Origin of the sequence: Amycolatopsis decaplanina DSM 44594 (assembly GCF_000342005.1) — a bacterium.
GTDB classification, from domain to species: Bacteria; Actinomycetota; Actinomycetes; order Mycobacteriales; family Pseudonocardiaceae; genus Amycolatopsis; species Amycolatopsis decaplanina.
In genome coordinates this window covers 364,479-380,123 of the sequence record NZ_AOHO01000026.1, presented here as the reverse complement: position 1 = coordinate 380,123, position 15,645 = coordinate 364,479, and the positions used below count along the sequence as shown (strand labels likewise).

Genomic DNA, 15,645 nt, shown 5'->3' with positions numbered 1-15,645 from the left:
TGGGCAAGCCTTCGCAAGCGTCCGCTCATGGCGTGATCACGGCGGGCCGGCCTTGTACCCGACGCCGCGAACGGTCAACACCACCTCGGGGTGTTCCGGGTCCCTCTCCACCTTCGAACGCAGCCGCTGGACGTGCACGTTCACCAGGCGGGTGTCGGCGGCGTGGCGATATCCCCACACCTGCTCGAGGAGCACCTCCCGGGTGAACACCTGACGCGGCTTGCGGGCGAGCGCGACCAGGAGGTCGAACTCGAGCGGGGTCAGCGGGATGGCCTTGCCCTCCCGTGTCACCTCGTGGCCGGGGACGTCGATCGCGAGGTCGCCGATCGTCAGCGACTCGGCGGGCTCGGCCTCGGTGCGGCGCATCCTCGCGCGGACGCGGGCCACGAGTTCCTTCGGTTTGAAGGGTTTGACCACGTAGTCGTCGGCCCCCGACTCGAGCCCGAGGACGATGTCCACGGTGTCGCTCTTGGCGGTGAGCATCACGATCGGCACGCCGGACTCGGCCCGGATCGCCTTGCAGACGTCGATGCCGTTCATCCCGGGCAGCATGAGGTCGAGGAGGACCAGGTCCGGTTTCAGCTCACGCAGCGCGGGCAGCGCTCGTGAGCCGTCGGCCACGACGGCTGTGTCGAACCCCTCCCCACGCAGCACGATGGTGAGCATCTCCGCGAGAGCAGGGTCGTCGTCGACGACCAGAACACGTGCCTTCATAAACCTATGTTCGCACTAGTTTCCCCGCGCGGACGCGCGACCCGGCGATGTGACCACCAGAAAGATCATCGATTCGGGCAAATTGCTCCATCCGAGTAGGGTCTTCGGGCCTTAGAGAGCCCGCCGGAGCCTGGTGAACGGTCTCGGGGAGTCGATCGCGAAGACACCGGTCAGGACATCGTCGCGGTGATAGGTCGCGACGAAGCGCTTCGCAGCGACGTCACCTTCGGTGATCCGCACGTCTTCCGTGGCCACTCCGGCGAACTGGAGCCGCCGTCCGTACTGATCGGACCAAAAGTAACCGTGTCGTGCGAAACGCGTGACGGTCGAGCCGGCGAGCAGGTTCGCGACCGCGACGCCCGGCTGTTCCCCGGCCGCCGTCCAGTGCTCGGCGCGGACCCGCCTGCCGCGCAGCGGACAGCGATACCGCGCGACGTCACCCACCGCGACCACCCGGGGATTCGCTGTGACACAGCCGGAATCGACCAGTACGCCGTCGTCGACGGCGAGTCCGGAGCCGGTCAGCCATTCGGTGGCCGGCCGCGTCCCCACTCCGGCGACGACGAGATCGGCGCGGATCTCCCGGCCGTCACCGAGCCGCACACCGGTGACGCGGCCGGTCCCGGTGAACCCGGCGACGGGAACGCCGGTGATCAACCGGACGTCGTTTTCGGTGTGCAGTTCCCCGCACACCGCGCCCATCCGCGCGCCGAGGACGGGGGCGAGCGGCACGGGCATCGCCTCGATCACGGTCACTTCGTGGCCGAGCAGACGGCACGCGGACGCGACCTCCGCGCCGATGAACCCCGCGCCGATGACGACGACCGAGGAAGGCGCCGCCGCGAGATCGCGTTTCAGCGCGACAGCGTCATCGAGCGTCCGCAGGGTGTGAACGCCGTCCAGATTCCTTGCCGCGCCGAGGTTTCTGGCCACCGCACCGGTCGCGATGACGTAGCCGTCGGCGGCGATCGTGGTGCCGTCGCCGAGCGTCACACCTTCGCGGCCGAGCTTCTCGGCGCGGGCGCCGAGGTGCCATTCGGCGGCCAGCGCGTCGAGGTCGTCCTGCCCGGCGAGCGCGATGTCATCGACGGAAACCCTGCCCAGCAAGAAATCCTTCGACAACGGCGGCCGGTCGTACGGCGGTTCGGCGCCGATCATCACCAGCCGTCCGTCGAAACCCCGTCCGCGCAACTCCTGCGCCGAACGGAGTCCCGCCAGCGAGGTGCCGACGACGGCGACGGTTCTCAAGCGACGTCCTGCCGCACCCCGGTGTCCACGTAGATCACCCCGTCGGCGACCACGACGGGGTACGTGCGCACGGCGTCCTTGGCGGGCAGGCAGTCCGGGACGCCGGTCCGCAGATCGAACCGCGCGGCGTGCAACGGGCATTCGACGTGGCAGCCCTCGATCCAGCCGTCGGCGAGCGACGCGTCCTGGTGGCTGCAGGTGTCGTCGAGGGCGTAATAGGCGCCCTCGGTATGGAAGACCGAGACGGGCACGGGGCCCTCCAAGCGGAGGGCTTCGCCTTCGGGCAGTTCGGAGACGGAGCAGGCACGGATCATCGGGGCCTCCGGGGAAAGGACCGACGGTTTGTTGATGTTGCGTATTACGAGACGGTACGTGCTCTGCGCAACAATCACCCCGGAGAGGCCGGTGCGTCAAGGGATTCGCCCACTCAGCCGAGCGGATGCGGGCGAAACGGCTACTGTTGCGCCATGCGGAACCAGGACGCGGGGAACGCAACATCCAGCCAGGTTCAGTCCGTCGACCGCGCGATCAGCGTGCTGGAACTGCTGGCGCGCAACGGGGAAACGGGGATCACCGAGATCGCGGGCGAACTCGGCGTGCACAAGTCGACGGCCTCCCGCCTGCTGAGCGTCCTGGAGAACCGCGGCCTCGTCGAGCAGCTCGGCGAACGCGGCAAATACGCGATCGGCTTCGGTGTCGTCCGGCTCGCCGGCGCCGCCACCGGCCGGATGGACCTGGCGAAAATGGGCAGGCGGACCTGCCAGGGCCTGGCGGAGACGCTCGGCGAGACGGTCAACATCGCGATCGCCGACGACGGGGTGGCGATCAACGTCAGTCAGGCCCGCGGCTCGGCCGCGATCACCACGCAGAACTGGACCGGGCAGCGCACTCCCCTGCACGCGACGTCCAGCGGGAAGGTACTGCTCGCGTATATGGGCGAGGTCGAGCGCAAACGCTTGCTCCGGCGGAAGCTCGAACAGTTCACGCCGCGGACCACGACCGATCCGGACGAGCTGACCGCGGAACTGGAGCGGGTCGCCGCGGACGGGTACGCGGCCTGCTTCGAGGAGCTGGAGCTGGGGATGCACGCGGTCGCGGTGCCGGTGCACGGTCCTGGCGGCGACGTCGTCGCGGCGATGAGCGTTTCCGGTCCGTCGTACCGGCTTTCGAAGCAGCGGGTGCGGCAGATCGTGCGGCCGCTGACCGAGGCGTCGGCGGATCTTTCGACGCAGCTGGGGTATTTCGCGGAGTGACCCGGCCAGCCTCTTGACCGTCGCAATTAGGTGACCAATTGCGGGGATAGCACGCACTCCCTGAACCAGGCGACCGTTTCGGTCTCTTGACAGCGCGCCCGCACGTGCCGCACTTTGTTGCTGAAGACGGAACAACGTGCCTCATCCGCAACAGCGCCTGTCACCCCGATGCCCATATGTCCTTTGTGGACTCTGGGCAGGCAGGAGGTACCCCGCACCATGCCCCCAGGACCCCGCGTCGTCGTGATCGGCGCCGGCATCGTCGGTTGCGCGCTCGCCGACGAGCTCACCGAACGTGGCTGGACCGACCTCACCGTGCTGGAGCAGGGCGACCTGTTCACCACCGGCGGGTCGAGTTCGCACGCGCCCGGCCTGGTCTTCCAGACCAACGGCTGCCGCACGATGACCGGGTTCGCCCGGTACACCGTCGCCAAGTACGGCGCGCTCGATCTCGACGGGAACCCGTGTTTCCGGGCGGTCGGCGGGCTGGAGGTGGCCACGACGCCGGAACGGCTCGCCGACCTGAAGCGACGACACGGTTGGGCCACCGCGTCGGGCGTCGAGAGCGAGCTGATCGAGCCGGATGAATGTGCAGCACTGCATCCGCTGCTAGATCCGGCCAAGGTGCTCGGCGGGTTCCACATCCCCTCGGACGGCTTGGCCGCACCCCTGACGGCGGCCGAGGCGCAGGCCCGCCGCGCGATCGGGCGTGGCGCGAAGTTCCTCGCGCGCCAGAAGGTCGTCGGCGTCGAACGGTCGGGCGGCCGGGTCACCGGCGTCACCACCGAGACCGGGAGCTTCCGCGCGGACATCGTGCTCTCGTGCGCCGGGATGTGGGGTCCGTTGCTCGGAGAACTGGTGGACCTCGCGATCCCGCTGGTCCCGATGGCGCACCAGTACGCGCGCACCGGTCCCCTGCCCTCACTCGCCGGCGTGACCGAGGAGGCCACCCGGCCGATCCTGCGGCACCAGGACGCCGACCTCTACTTCCGCGAGCACGCCGACCGGATCGGCATCGGCGCGTACGGGCACCGGCCGATGCCGTTGTCTCCCCACGAGATCGGCACCGGTGAGGGGATGCCGTCGGAGCTCGCGTTCACCCCCGCGGACTTCGAGCCGTCCTGGGCCGCCGCCGTCGACCTGCTGCCGTCACTGGGTGAGACCAAGGTCGAGGAAGGCATCAACGGCCTGTTCTCCTTCACCCCGGACGGCATGCCGCTGCTGGGTGAACACCCGGACCTCGACGGGTTCTGGGTGGCCGAAGCCGTCTGGATCACGCATTCGGCCGGGGTCGCCCGAGCCATGGCGCAGTGGCTCGTCGACGGCCGGCCCGACGCCGACCTGCACGGCTGCGACCTCGCCCGGTTCGAACGGGTGCAGCTGGCCCCGGACTACGTCATGGCGCGCAGTCGCCAGAGCTTCGCCGAGGTCTACGACATCGTTCATCCCATGCAGCCCATGGAAGAACCGCGGCCGCTGCGGACAAGTCCCTTCTACGAACGGCAGAAGGAGCTCGGCGCGTTCTTCCTCGAAGCGAGCGGCTGGGAGCGGCCGCACTGGTACGAGGCGAACGCGGACCTTCCGGAGGTCGAGCGCGTCCCCGAGCGCAACGACTGGGCCGCGCGGTACTGGTCGCCGATCGGTGGCGCCGAAGCCTTGGTCGCGCGGCAGCGGGTCGCGATGTTCGACATGACGTCGCTGAAACGGGTGGAGGTCACCGGCCCCGGCGCGAGCTCGTTCCTGCAGACGATGACCACGAACCAGCTCGACAAGAAGCCCGGTTCGGTCACCTACACCCTGTTGCTCGACGAGGACGGCGGCGTACGCGGCGACCTGACCGTCGCCCGGCTCGGCGCCGAGCGGTTCCAGGTCGGTGTCAACAGCGCCATCGACATCGACTGGCTCCGGCGGCATCTCCCCGGTGACGGTGCCGCGCAGCTCCACGAGACCACCCCGGGCACCTGCTGTATCGGGCTCTGGGGCCCGCTCGCCAGAGCGGTACTGCGACCACTGTCCACAACGGACTTCTCACACAAGGCGATGGGCTACTTCAAGACGAAACAGGCGCACATCGGCCACGTGCCGGTGACCGCGATGCGACTGTCCTATGTGGGCGAACTCGGCTGGGAGCTGTACACGAGCGCCGAACTCGGCCGTGAGCTGTGGGACAGGCTCTGGGAGGCAGGACAGGCGCACGGGATCATCGCCGCCGGACGGGAGGCCTTCTCCAGCATGCGGCTGGAGAAGGGGTACCGGCAGTGGGGCACGGATGTCACCGCCGAGCACGATCCGTACGAGGCCGGGCTCGGCTTCGCCGTGCGGATGGACAAGGGTTACTTCGTCGGCCGGGACGCGCTGGCGGGCCGCTCGGAGGAAACGGTGGCCAGGAAGCTGACCTGTCTCACCGTCGACGATCCGTACTCCGTCGTGCTCGGCAAGGAACCGGTGTACGCGGACGGCCGTCCCGCCGGGTACGTCACCAGCGCCGCGTATGGCTACACCGTCGGCAAGAACATCGCCTACGCCTGGCTTCCGGTGGAGTTCACCCAGCCGGGCAGGCCGCTGGAGATCGAGTACTTCGGCGAGCGGATCCCCGCCGTCGTCGCGCGTGAGCCGCTGTTCGACCCCGGCATGTCCCGGATCAGGAGCGCCGCATGAGCCACTACGACGTCATCGTCATCGGCCTCGGCGGGATGGGCAGCGCGGCCGCGTACCGGCTCGCCCGGCGAGGGCGGCGCGTGCTGGGCATCGACCGGTTCGCGCCCGTGCACGACCTCGGATCCAGCCACGGCGGCTCGCGGATCACCCGGCAGGCGTACTTCGAGGACCCCGCGTACGTCCCGCTCCTGCTGCGGGCGCACGAACTGTGGGACGGCGTCGAACGTGACTCCGGCCGGAAGATCTTCACCCGCTGCGGCGGGATCATGCTCGGCGGCCCCGACTCACGGACCGTGTCGGGAAGCCTGGCCAGCGCCCGGAAATGGGATCTGCCGCACGAACTGCTGGACGCGGCGGAGATCCGGCGCCGGTTCCCGACGATGCACCCTGACGACCACGAAATCGCTCTGTACGAAGAGAACGCCGGGTTCGTGGTGCCGGAAGGCAGTGTCGCCGCGCATCTCCAGCTCGCCGCGCGGGCCGGGGCGGAACTGCACCATGAGGAGAAGGTCCTTTCGTGGCGGCAGGCTTCCACCGGTGTCCGGGTGGGAACGTCGCGGAACTTCTACACGGCGGAACAGCTGGTGATCTGCCCCGGCGCTTGGGCGCCGGAACTGCTTACCGGACTCGGGATCGACTTCACCGTCGAACGCCAGGTCCAGTACTGGTTCGCGCCGTCGGGCGGGGCGGCGCCGTTCCGCTTCGAACGGCATCCGATCTACGTGTGGGAAGGCGAAAACGGCCGCCAGTTCTACGGCTTCCCCTCGCACGACGACGCCGGGAGCGTGAAGGTCGCGTTCTTCCGCGGCGGGAGGACGTGCACGCCGGAGACCATCGATCGGACGGTGCACGCCGAAGAGGTCGCCGAGATCTCGGAGTTCGTCGGCCGGAAGATGCCGTCGCTGCCCAGCACGTTCCTGCGCGGGGCGACCTGCATGTACACGAACACCACCGACGAGCATTTCGTCATCTCCCGCCATCCCGCGCACGACCGCGTGGTGGTCGCCTGCGGGTTCTCCGGGCACGGCTTCAAGTTCGTCCCGGTGGTCGGCGAAATACTCGCCGACCTGGTCGTGGACGGCGGCACCGGGCATCCGATCGCCCTGTTCGACCCCGCCCGGCTGACCGGGGTGACGGGATGACGCGGTCGTCCGGCCTCATCCCCACGCTGGGGGGTGGCTACTACACCGACCCCGCGATCTTCGCCGCCGAGCAGGAGAAGATCTTCGAACGCCGGTGGTTCTGCGCGGTCCGGGCGGCGGATCTACCGTCGGCCGGCGACTTCCGGACCGTCCGGATCGGACGGGAAAGCGTGCTCGTCAGCCGGGGCCGGGACGGCGGGCTGCGGGCGTTCCTCAACGTCTGCCGCCATCGCGGCGCCCGGCTGTGCACCGAGGAGTCGGGCACGGTGAAACGCGCGTTCCAGTGTCCGTACCACGCGTGGACGTACGGGCTCGACGGGAAGCTGATCGCTGCGCCGAACCTGGCGAACCTTCCCGGCATCGACCGTTCCGAGTACGGGCTGCACGCCGTGCACCTGCGGGAATGGCTGGGATACGCGTGGGCCTGCCTCGCCACGGACCCGCCGTCGTTCGAAGCCGACGTCGAAGGCGCGGTGCAGGAGCGGCTGGGCGACCTGGAGTCGATCGAGCGCTACGGCCTCGGCAAGCTCTCGGTCGGGCGCCGGATCACCTACGACGTCAAGGCGAACTGGAAACTGATCGTCGAGAACTTCATGGAGTGCTACCACTGCGCGACCATCCATCCCGAACTGACCGAGGTGCTGCCGGAGTTCACCGACGGGTACGCGGCGCAGTACTACGTCGGGCACGGCGCCGAATTCGGCCAGGACGTGGACGGGTTCACCATCGACGGCGGTCCGGGCTTCGACCGGCTCGACGGTGTCGCGAACGAACAGGACAGGCGGTACTACGCGATCACCATCCGGCCGCAGGTGTTCGTGAACCTGGTACCGGACCACGTGATCTTCCACCGGATGTACCCGCTCGCGCCGGACCGGACCGTCGTCGAATGCGACTGGCTCTATTCGGAGGAGGTCGTGGCGTCGGGCCGGGACGTGTCACGGTCGGTGGAGTTGTTCCACCGCGTCAACGAGCAGGACTTCGACGCTTGCGAACGCTGCCAGCCCGCGATGGCGTCCCGCGCTTACCGCGGCGGCGGGGTGCTGATGCCGTCCGAGCACCACATCGGCGAGTTCCACTCCTGGCTGCTCACGCAATTCCGCAAGTAGGTGACTAATTGCGGAGGAGGGAGGTGGCCAGAGCCGGGGTGTCGACACCGGCGACACCATCGAGAACGTGCCAGGGCGCGAGCCAGCCCGTCGCGGCGAGTTCGTCGTAAACCACCGAGCACCGCTTCTGGAGCGCGTCGTCGGTCTCGAAGGAATCCCGCGCGCGGTCGGCGTCGCTCTCCGCACGGCGCTGCGCGCGGTCGGCGGCGACGTCGGCGGTGACCCGGAGCAGCAGATGCGCGGCGGGCACCGGCAGGCCGAACCGGTCGATCTCCAGTTCCTTGAGCCAGTGCACGAACTCGCCGTCCGCACCCTGGTGGAGCCGGGCGGCGCCGTAGGCCGCGTTCGACGCGACGTACCGGTCGAGCAGCACGACGTCGTGATCGCCGAGACGCGCGCGGATCTCGTCGGCCGCGCCCCGGCGGTCGAGCGCGTAGAGCATCGCCATGCCGTAGACGGAGTCGGCGAGGTCGCCGTGGCCGCGGTGCAGCGCTTCCTTCACGAGGTCGGCGTGCACGCTTTCGCCGTAACGCGGAAACGCGATGGACGTGACGCTCGCCCCGGCCGCGTTCAGCGCACCGGTCAGCGCGTCGGCGAGCGTGCGTTTGCCGGCGCCGTCCAGACCTTCGATGACCACGAGTCGTCCCACGGGCACAGAATATGGCCAGCACCGCGAAGCGGTTCGGTCGAGGGCGGTGGGGGGGCATGGATGGATGGTGCCGTGGTCGACCGGCGGGCCAGACGGGTCAGCTCACGTCCGGCCCACCGGTCCGCTAGGGGACGCGCCTCTTCGAGTGCAGGAAGAAGCCGGCGATACCGATGAGGAGCAAGCCGCCGAAGATCAGCAGCGGGACGAAGCCGGTGTCCTGCGCGTCGGGCGCGGGGCCGCCGTCGCCGCGGGGCATCACTTGGGCGTTGTAGCCGCCTGCCTTGCCCTCCTGTGCGTACGGCGAGTTCGCGAGCATCTCGCCGTACCGGCCGGAGACCGTCTTCTGGTACTCCGCCAGCGTGGCCGAAGCGCCGGCCGCGGAGCCGCTGGCGCCCGAGTCGAGCAGCGTCACCCGGCCGTCGCGCAGCGCGTACCAGGCGTCGACCTGGGGTTCGTGGAGCAGCGTCGCGCCGTCGGGCAACCGCCGGGCCAGTTCGCTTTCCCGGTCACCCGACGCGATGTTGCCGACGCGCCAGGCACCGTCGTCGCCGCGGACCGACCAGACGGTCGCGGTCTGCCCGTCGGACGCCGTCACCGGCACCGCGACGTAGGCGAGCCGCCCGGCGACCGCGCCGTCACCAGCGACGAAGTCCCTCGAAAGCTCGTAAACCGGGACGGATTCGTCGACGACACTGACCGACGGCGCCTGGCTCGAACCACCCGTCCGCGTGAAGAAGCGACCGATTTCGGCACGCAGAGTGGGGTCGTCGGCAGCCGCCTTCGCGGCCGCGAGATCTTCACTCGAAAGTTGGTCCGCGCGCGCTCCGGGCGCCGAGATCAGCAAAGCGACCGCGACCAGCCCGGCGAGCCCGAGGAACCGCCGCGCGCTCATCGCCGGATCCCGGTGAGCGTATGGGTCCAGGTGAAGGACTTGTTGCCGGCGTAGAAGTCGTAGGTCGACCAGTTGTAGCGATTGCCGGTGGGCAGTGGATCCCCCCACGAGACCCACTTCCGGCCGGCGTCGTAGCCGTAGAGGACATGCATGTGGCCGCCGCCCGCGGCCCAGCCGACCCGCGTCTGGACCGGCTTGCCGTCGCCGGTCTGCGCCTGGACGGCGGCGTAGGAGATGCGGCCCTTGACGTAGGTCCCGGGGGCGGAGAAGCCGAGCTTGTCGAAGGCGTGCCGGACGTCGCCCAGCGTTCCCGGCTTGTCGGCGCACTCCCGGCGTCGCTCGTCGTGAGCGATCCGGCAGAATTCGTTCTGGGTGACGGTCACGCCGTGGTGTGCCGCGATGGTGTTGCCGGAAGCCACCCAGCACCACTGGGACTTTTCCTGCGCCTGCATGGCGATGGGGTTCTGGCGTGCAGGCGGCGGGGGCAGCGCGCTCGCCGGGGTCTGGATCGCCAGCCACGCCACGAGACTCGCGGCGCCGGCGGCGCAAACCCTCCTCGAGAACACAGGCACGACGGGCCTCCTGGTCACCATGGCAAACCAATGTGGTCACAACGGTGAACAGCAGGCTCACGCAGAGCAAGATGGGCACTCGGCGGAACGGACCGTTCCGGGGCGTTTCCACACCCCGGAACGGTCACTCTTCCGGGGTCAACCACCCCGAACGGGGGACGTAGTGTTCACAGTGCGCTGCTAACGTGAACGTTCCGCGGTGTTCACGCTCAGCGCACACACTGGTCTGGTGAAGGGACGAGCGGTGACACGAGACGGTGTCGATGCGTTCTCGGCGGGAGAGCATGCCTCGAACGGGGACACCCCGACGATCATCGACGGCACACGTCGTCAACCGCTCGAAGCCTTGCCCAAGGAACTCGTCGAGGCCCTCCGCAGTGGCGAATTCCACCACGCGCTCCGCCAGGCGATCGCCTATCGGGGCCTTTCCCTCGCCCGGCTTCGGGCCCACCTCGGGCTCCGCGGCGTCCAAATCGGACAGTCGACGTTGAGCTACTGGCAGCGTGGCTTGCGCCAGCCGGAGGTACCCAAGGCGCTCCCGGCGGTGCGGGCGCTGGAATCGGTGCTGCAACTGCCCGCGGACGCGCTCGTCGTGCTGATCGGACCGCGGACGGCGCGGGCGCGCGGACATCAGATGGCCGCGTCGTTCCACGACATCCGATCCGGCGACATGGGCTCGATCGTCGACCAGCTGCTGGCCGAACTGGGCGCGTACCCGTCGTCCAACCGCTACAACGCCGACCTCGAGATGCTCGCGGTGCACGACACGATCACCTTCGACGCCGCGCACCGGCAGGTCGCCCTGCACACCCGGCTGGTGTGCCGGGCGCGGCGCCACGGCCCGGACCGGTACGTCACCGTCTACAACGGCGACCCCGGCTGCAACATCGGCGACGTCGAGCTGAGCACCTCCGAGGGCTGCCGGGTCGGCCGGATCCGGCGCAACGCCGAGGCCGAGACCATGGCCACCGAACTGCTCTTCGACCGGAAGCTCGCCGAGGGCGAAATCCATGTGTTCTGCTTCGAGGTCCGCGACGACTCCGGCACCGCGTCGCCCGGGTACTTCCGGATGCTGCGGGACCAGTGCTCGAGCTATCTGGTGCAGCTGAAGTTCGCCCTCGGCGCGCTGCCGGCCCGCTGCACCCGGCAATTCCGGACGCGCGACGACGCCGTGCCCGTCGAGTCCGAGGAGCTGCCGCTCGACATGGGCGGGGTGACCAGCGGTTTCTTCAGCGACGCCGGGCCGGGGCTGGCCGGCATCGAGGTCGAGTGGCAGTAACGCGTACGGCCTCGTGAGTGGCAAGGACGGCTATCGAGGGGTCCGGCAAACGTGGCGTGGTGTCGGGGCGTGTCGCGAAAGCCACAGTGACGTGGGATGTCCCGAAAGTGGCTTTCGCGACGTTGACGTTGGCGGTGACGGTGACGGTGACGGTGACGGGGCGCATGGCCGACCTGAGCGGCGGACCGTGGTGCGGGGCTCGTGAGTGGCAAGGACGGTTCTAACCGTCCTTACCACTCACGAGCCTTGATCAGTACCGGTAATGATCAGTCTTGAAAGGACCTTCGACGTCCACGTCGATGTACTCGGCCTGCTCCTTGGTCAGCTTCGTGAGCTCGCCGCCGAGCGCGTCGAGGTGGATCTTCGCGACCTTCTCGTCGAGCTTCTTCGGGAGGCGGAAGACCTCCTTGTCGTACTCCTCGTGCTTGGTGAACAGCTCGATCTGCGCGATCACCTGGTTGGAGAAGCTGTTCGACATCACGAACGACGGGTGCCCGGTCGCGTTGCCCAGGTTCAGCAGGCGGCCCTCGGACAGCACGATGATGCTCTTGCCGTCCGGGAATACCCACTCGTCGACCTGCGGCTTGATGGTGATGCGCCGGATGCCCGGGTAGCGCTGGAGACCGGCCATGTCGAGTTCGTTGTCGAAGTGGCCGATGTTGCCGAGGATCGCCTGGTGCTTCATCCGTGCCATGTGCTCGACGAGCACGACGTCCTTGTTCCCGGTGGTCGTGATGATGATGTCGGCCTCGGCGAGGACGTTCTCCAGCCGCTTGACCTGGTAGCCGTCCATCGCCGCCTGCAGCGCGCAGATCGGGTCGATCTCGGTGACGATCACCCGCGCGCCCTGGCCGCGCAGCGATTCCGCGGCGCCCTTGCCGACGTCGCCGTAGCCGCAGACGACCGCGACCTTGCCGCCGATGAGGACGTCGGTGCCGCGGTTGATGCCGTCGATCAGCGAATGCCGGATGCCGTAGCGGTTGTCGAACTTCGACTTGGTCACCGCGTCGTTCACGTTGATCGCCGGGAACAGCAGCTCACCGGCGGCGGCGAGCTGGTAGAGCCGCAACACGCCGGTCGTGGTCTCCTCGGTGACCCCGCGGACGCCTTCGCCGATCTTGGTCCATTTGCCGGTGTCGGCCGCGACCGAGGCGCTCAGCAGCTGCAGGAATACGCGGAATTCGTCCGAAGTGTCCTCGTCCGGGGAAGGGACGACACCGGCCTTCTCGAACTCGGTTCCCTTGTGCACCAGCATGGTGGCGTCGCCACCGTCGTCGAGGATCATGTTGGGACCCTCGCCGTCCCAGGTCAGCATCCGCTCGGTGCACCACCAGTACTCCTCCAGCGACTCGCCCTTCCAGGCGAACACCGGAACACCCTTGGGCTCCTCGGGGGTGCCGTGCGGGCCGACGACGACCGCCGCGGCGGCGTGGTCCTGGGTGGAGAAGATGTTGCAGGAGGCCCAGCGCACCTCGGCACCCAGGGCGACGAGGGTTTCGATCAGGACCGCGGTCTGTACCGTCATGTGCAGCGAGCCCGAAACCCGGGCTCCCCGCAACGGATACACCTCGGCGTACTCGCGGCGAAGCGCCATCAGGCCCGGCATCTCGTGCTCGGCGAGGCGGATCTCCTTGCGGCCGAACTCGGCGGCCTCGAGATCGGCGACGGCGAACTCGATGCCGTTGCGGGTGTCGTGCCGCTTGACAACGCTTTCGGGGGTCATGTGCGCGCTTCCTCCAAGGTTGGATGACAACGGAACAGTACCGTTGTCGGTTCAGTCCCCACTGAAACGGTTTGGAGGCCTTCACCGTGGTCATGCCTGGTCCCGATACCCGCGTCGTCGAAATTCGCGTACCCGGGCTGGTGGGCACGAGCGGTGAGAGCCTGCTGGACTCGACGTCGGTGGTCGACGTCGCGGGCGACGGGGTCGGCAGGCTGATCCGGCCGTCGGACCGGCTGCGCCGTCCCGCTCCCGGTCCGGTGCTGCCCGCGCTCGGCCGTTCGATCCCGCGCATCCTCGAAGGCTACCTGTGGAGCGGGATGACCTCCGGGGGCGCGGCGAAGGCGACCTGGGCGCTGCTGTTCCCGTTCTCACTGGCGAACGTCGCGCACTGGATGCTGCCGCCGGTCCCGGAGGGCAGGCGGTTCGCGGCACTGCTCGGCGGGGTTTGCCGAGGACTGCTGCGGGTGGCCTCGCTGCTGCTGACGATGTTGATGATCAGCCAGCTCGCCGTGGTCTCGCTCGACCTTTTCGCCGCACAGTGCCTCGCACCCGGTTCGACCTGTCTCGAAGGCGCGCCCTCGTTCCTGCGGGACTTCGCGCCCTTGCGGACGGTGATCGGTGTCCTGCCGCTGCTGGTGCTGATCTTCGTGCTCGACCGGATCCCGTCGTCGGACTGGCGATCCCGGAACAGGCTGCACCGAGCCCGCAGTTCGAGCCCGCTGCAACCGCAGGACCTGCCGCGCACGCCTGGTCTGCGCACGCTGCACACCGTCGCGGCCTTGACCTGTGTCGCGCTTCCGTTGCTGGGCGGGCCGTTCCGGCTGCCGTCCGCGAAGTTCGATCTGGTCGTCTGGATCTGCGCGCTGGCGCTCGTCCTCGCAACGCTGGTGGCCTCGACGGTCGGCTTCTCGGCCGGACCGGTGATCCGGGGCGGGCTGATCGCGGTCGCCGTCGCACTGGTCGGGATCGCCGTCGTGCGCCGGACCCCGCTGCCCGCGGGGCTGTCGGGCGGCGGACTCGGCGGAGCGGACGGGACGGTAGAGGCGCTGGGGGCGGCGATGGTCGCGGTGACCGTGCTGTTCGCGCTGATGCTCGTCCCGGCGGCCTTGCTCGGGCGATCGACCTGGAAACACCTGCCGCACCGGCTGCGGCCCTGGCTCGGCGGCTGGGCCGCGGCGCCGGTCGTCGCGCTGGCCGGGCTGCTCGGTGGCGGTTTCGGCGCGGGACTCGCGGTCGCGCTGCGGCAGCTGGTCGGCGCGACCGACCTCCGGCTGCCCGACACCTACTCCCTGGTGACCGTGCTGTGGGGCGCCGGTCTCGCGCTCGCCGTCGTGCTCGGCGTGCTGGGCTTCGCGGTCGCCGTCCCGCTGCGCCGGCTGCGCCGCGGCGTCCCGGAGATCGTCGCGCTGATGGAGATCGACAAGGCGCAGGAAGAGGAAGCCGCGAGCGCCTGGGCACGCGCTTCGTGGGAACGCAAGCATCTGCACCATCTGGCGCTCACGGTGGCGCTGGCGATGGCGGCGGGCGGCGGTGCTCTCCTGGTGCTGCGCTTCGGTTTCGGCCCGCTGCCGGCCTGGTTCAAGCCGATCTCCGCGATCGGCGTGTTCGCGCTGGGCGCGATGGCGGCGGGACTGCTGCGCGTCGTGTTCGCCGCCGCGACGACCCCCAAACGCAGCCGTCACCTCGGCGCGCTGGCGGATCTCGTGTGCTTCTGGCCGCGCGCCGCCCATCCGACCGTTCCGCCGAGTTACGCGCTCAAGGTCGTCCCGGAACTCGCGGACCGGGTCAAGGAACATCTGGCCGATCCGGGCACGCGGGTCGTGCTGTCCGGATACAACCTCGGCAGCCTGCTGACCGTGCTCGCCGCGGCGCGCGTGATCGCCGATCTCCCGCCGGAGGACCGCGAGCGCGTCGGGCTGCTGACCGCGGGCTCACCACTGCAGTGGGGTTACCAGCGCGCCTTCCCCGCGATGTTGCCGCAGGCGCAGCTGGCCGGACTGTACGAAGATCTCGACGGCCGCTGGCGGGCGCTGTGCCGCGGCACGGACATCTTCGGCGGCGGTGTCACGACGTGGCGGCATCGCGTGGTGGCCGGGAAACTCCTCGGCGACGGCTATCTGCCCGGCGGCGGGACCGGGCCGCTGGCCGCCGAGGCCGACGATCAGGGTGTCCTGGTGCTCGGCGGGGACCACTGGCTGCCCGACCCGATGCGCGGGCCGACCGGACGGCACCGCTGGGCACCCGGCGTCCTCAAGCACACGGACTACGTCGTCGATGCCGAATGGGACAACGCCGTCGCGATGGCCGCCGGCCTCGGCCGCCCTCGCCCGGCGAACCCTTGGGGCGAGCAGGGATCACTGTTCGGGGACTTCCCGCAAATGCGCTGAAGGCCCCCTTCACGAGGAA

At 69.3% G+C, this 15,645-nt stretch carries 13 protein-coding genes; 6 read left to right on the top strand and 7 right to left on the bottom strand.

The window, feature by feature from the left end:
• Positions 1-36: 36 nt before the first annotated feature.
• The 3 genes from mtrA to H074_RS05220 all read right to left on the bottom strand — a co-directional run bounded on the left by mtrA (position 37) and on the right by H074_RS05220 (position 2,276).
• Positions 37-714: an MtrAB system response regulator MtrA gene (gene mtrA / locus H074_RS05230; RefSeq protein ID WP_007028977.1), complete on the bottom strand. Its 678-nt coding sequence runs from the start codon at positions 712-714 to the stop codon at positions 37-39.
• 111 nt (positions 715-825) lie between these two features.
• Positions 826-1,962 (bottom strand): NAD(P)/FAD-dependent oxidoreductase, encoded by a 1,137-nt coding sequence (locus H074_RS05225; protein WP_007028976.1) that lies wholly within the window; start codon positions 1,960-1,962, stop codon positions 826-828.
• Positions 1,959-2,276 carry a bifunctional 3-phenylpropionate/cinnamic acid dioxygenase ferredoxin subunit gene (locus H074_RS05220; protein ID WP_007028975.1) on the bottom strand — a complete coding sequence of 106 codons (318 nt, stop codon included), beginning with the start codon at positions 2,274-2,276 and terminating at the stop codon, positions 1,959-1,961. The genes H074_RS05225 and H074_RS05220 overlap by 4 nt, the downstream gene beginning before the upstream one ends.
• A gap of 153 nt (positions 2,277-2,429) precedes the next feature.
• Between H074_RS05220 and H074_RS05215 the strand changes: the two genes are divergently transcribed.
• The 4 genes from H074_RS05215 (at position 2,430) to H074_RS05200 (ending at position 8,124) form a co-directional block, all read left to right on the top strand.
• Complete coding sequence (locus H074_RS05215) at positions 2,430-3,215, top strand: IclR family transcriptional regulator (protein ID WP_007028974.1); 786 nt, start codon at positions 2,430-2,432, stop codon at positions 3,213-3,215.
• 219 nt (positions 3,216-3,434) lie between these two features.
• Positions 3,435-5,873: a GcvT family protein gene (locus H074_RS05210; protein WP_007028973.1), complete on the top strand. Its 2,439-nt coding sequence runs from the start codon at positions 3,435-3,437 to the stop codon at positions 5,871-5,873.
• The gene (gene solA / locus H074_RS05205) at positions 5,870-7,015 is read left to right on the top strand and encodes an N-methyl-L-tryptophan oxidase (RefSeq protein ID WP_007028972.1); all 1,146 of its coding nucleotides are present in this window, start codon (positions 5,870-5,872) and stop codon (positions 7,013-7,015) included. The genes H074_RS05210 and solA overlap by 4 nt, the downstream gene beginning before the upstream one ends.
• On the top strand, positions 7,012-8,124 hold the full coding sequence (locus H074_RS05200) for an aromatic ring-hydroxylating oxygenase subunit alpha (protein WP_007028971.1): 1,113 nt from the start codon (positions 7,012-7,014) through the stop codon (positions 8,122-8,124). Before solA ends, H074_RS05200 begins: the two co-directional genes overlap by 4 nt.
• 4 nt (positions 8,125-8,128) lie before the next feature.
• Here H074_RS05200 and H074_RS05195 read toward each other — a convergent pair whose 3' ends face one another.
• From H074_RS05195 to H074_RS05185, 3 genes are all read right to left on the bottom strand, one after another.
• Positions 8,129-8,761 (bottom strand): dTMP kinase, encoded by a 633-nt coding sequence (locus H074_RS05195; protein ID WP_007028970.1) that lies wholly within the window; start codon positions 8,759-8,761, stop codon positions 8,129-8,131.
• A 136-nt stretch (positions 8,762-8,897) separates the two neighbouring features.
• Positions 8,898-9,665 carry a hypothetical protein gene (locus H074_RS05190; protein ID WP_007028969.1) on the bottom strand — a complete coding sequence of 256 codons (768 nt, stop codon included), beginning with the start codon at positions 9,663-9,665 and terminating at the stop codon, positions 8,898-8,900.
• Positions 9,662-10,231 carry a papain-like cysteine protease family protein gene (locus H074_RS05185; protein WP_007028968.1) on the bottom strand — a complete coding sequence of 190 codons (570 nt, stop codon included), beginning with the start codon at positions 10,229-10,231 and terminating at the stop codon, positions 9,662-9,664. Before H074_RS05185 ends, H074_RS05190 begins: the two co-directional genes overlap by 4 nt.
• A gap of 250 nt (positions 10,232-10,481) precedes the next feature.
• Between H074_RS05185 and H074_RS05180 the strand changes: the two genes are divergently transcribed.
• Entirely contained in the window at positions 10,482-11,516 is a 1,035-nt protein-coding gene (locus tag H074_RS05180) for a hypothetical protein (protein WP_007028967.1), read from the top strand.
• A gap of 250 nt (positions 11,517-11,766) precedes the next feature.
• Here the strand turns inward: H074_RS05180 and ahcY are convergent, their stop codons facing one another.
• Positions 11,767-13,239, bottom strand: a complete 1,473-nt coding sequence (gene ahcY, locus H074_RS05175) for an adenosylhomocysteinase (protein WP_007028966.1) — start codon at positions 13,237-13,239, stop codon at positions 11,767-11,769.
• 92 nt (positions 13,240-13,331) lie between these two features.
• On the opposite strand from ahcY, the gene H074_RS05170 reads away from it, so the two are divergent.
• Entirely contained in the window at positions 13,332-15,626 is a 2,295-nt protein-coding gene (locus H074_RS05170; protein WP_051071887.1) for a hypothetical protein, read from the top strand.
• Positions 15,627-15,645: the final 19 nt, after the last annotated feature.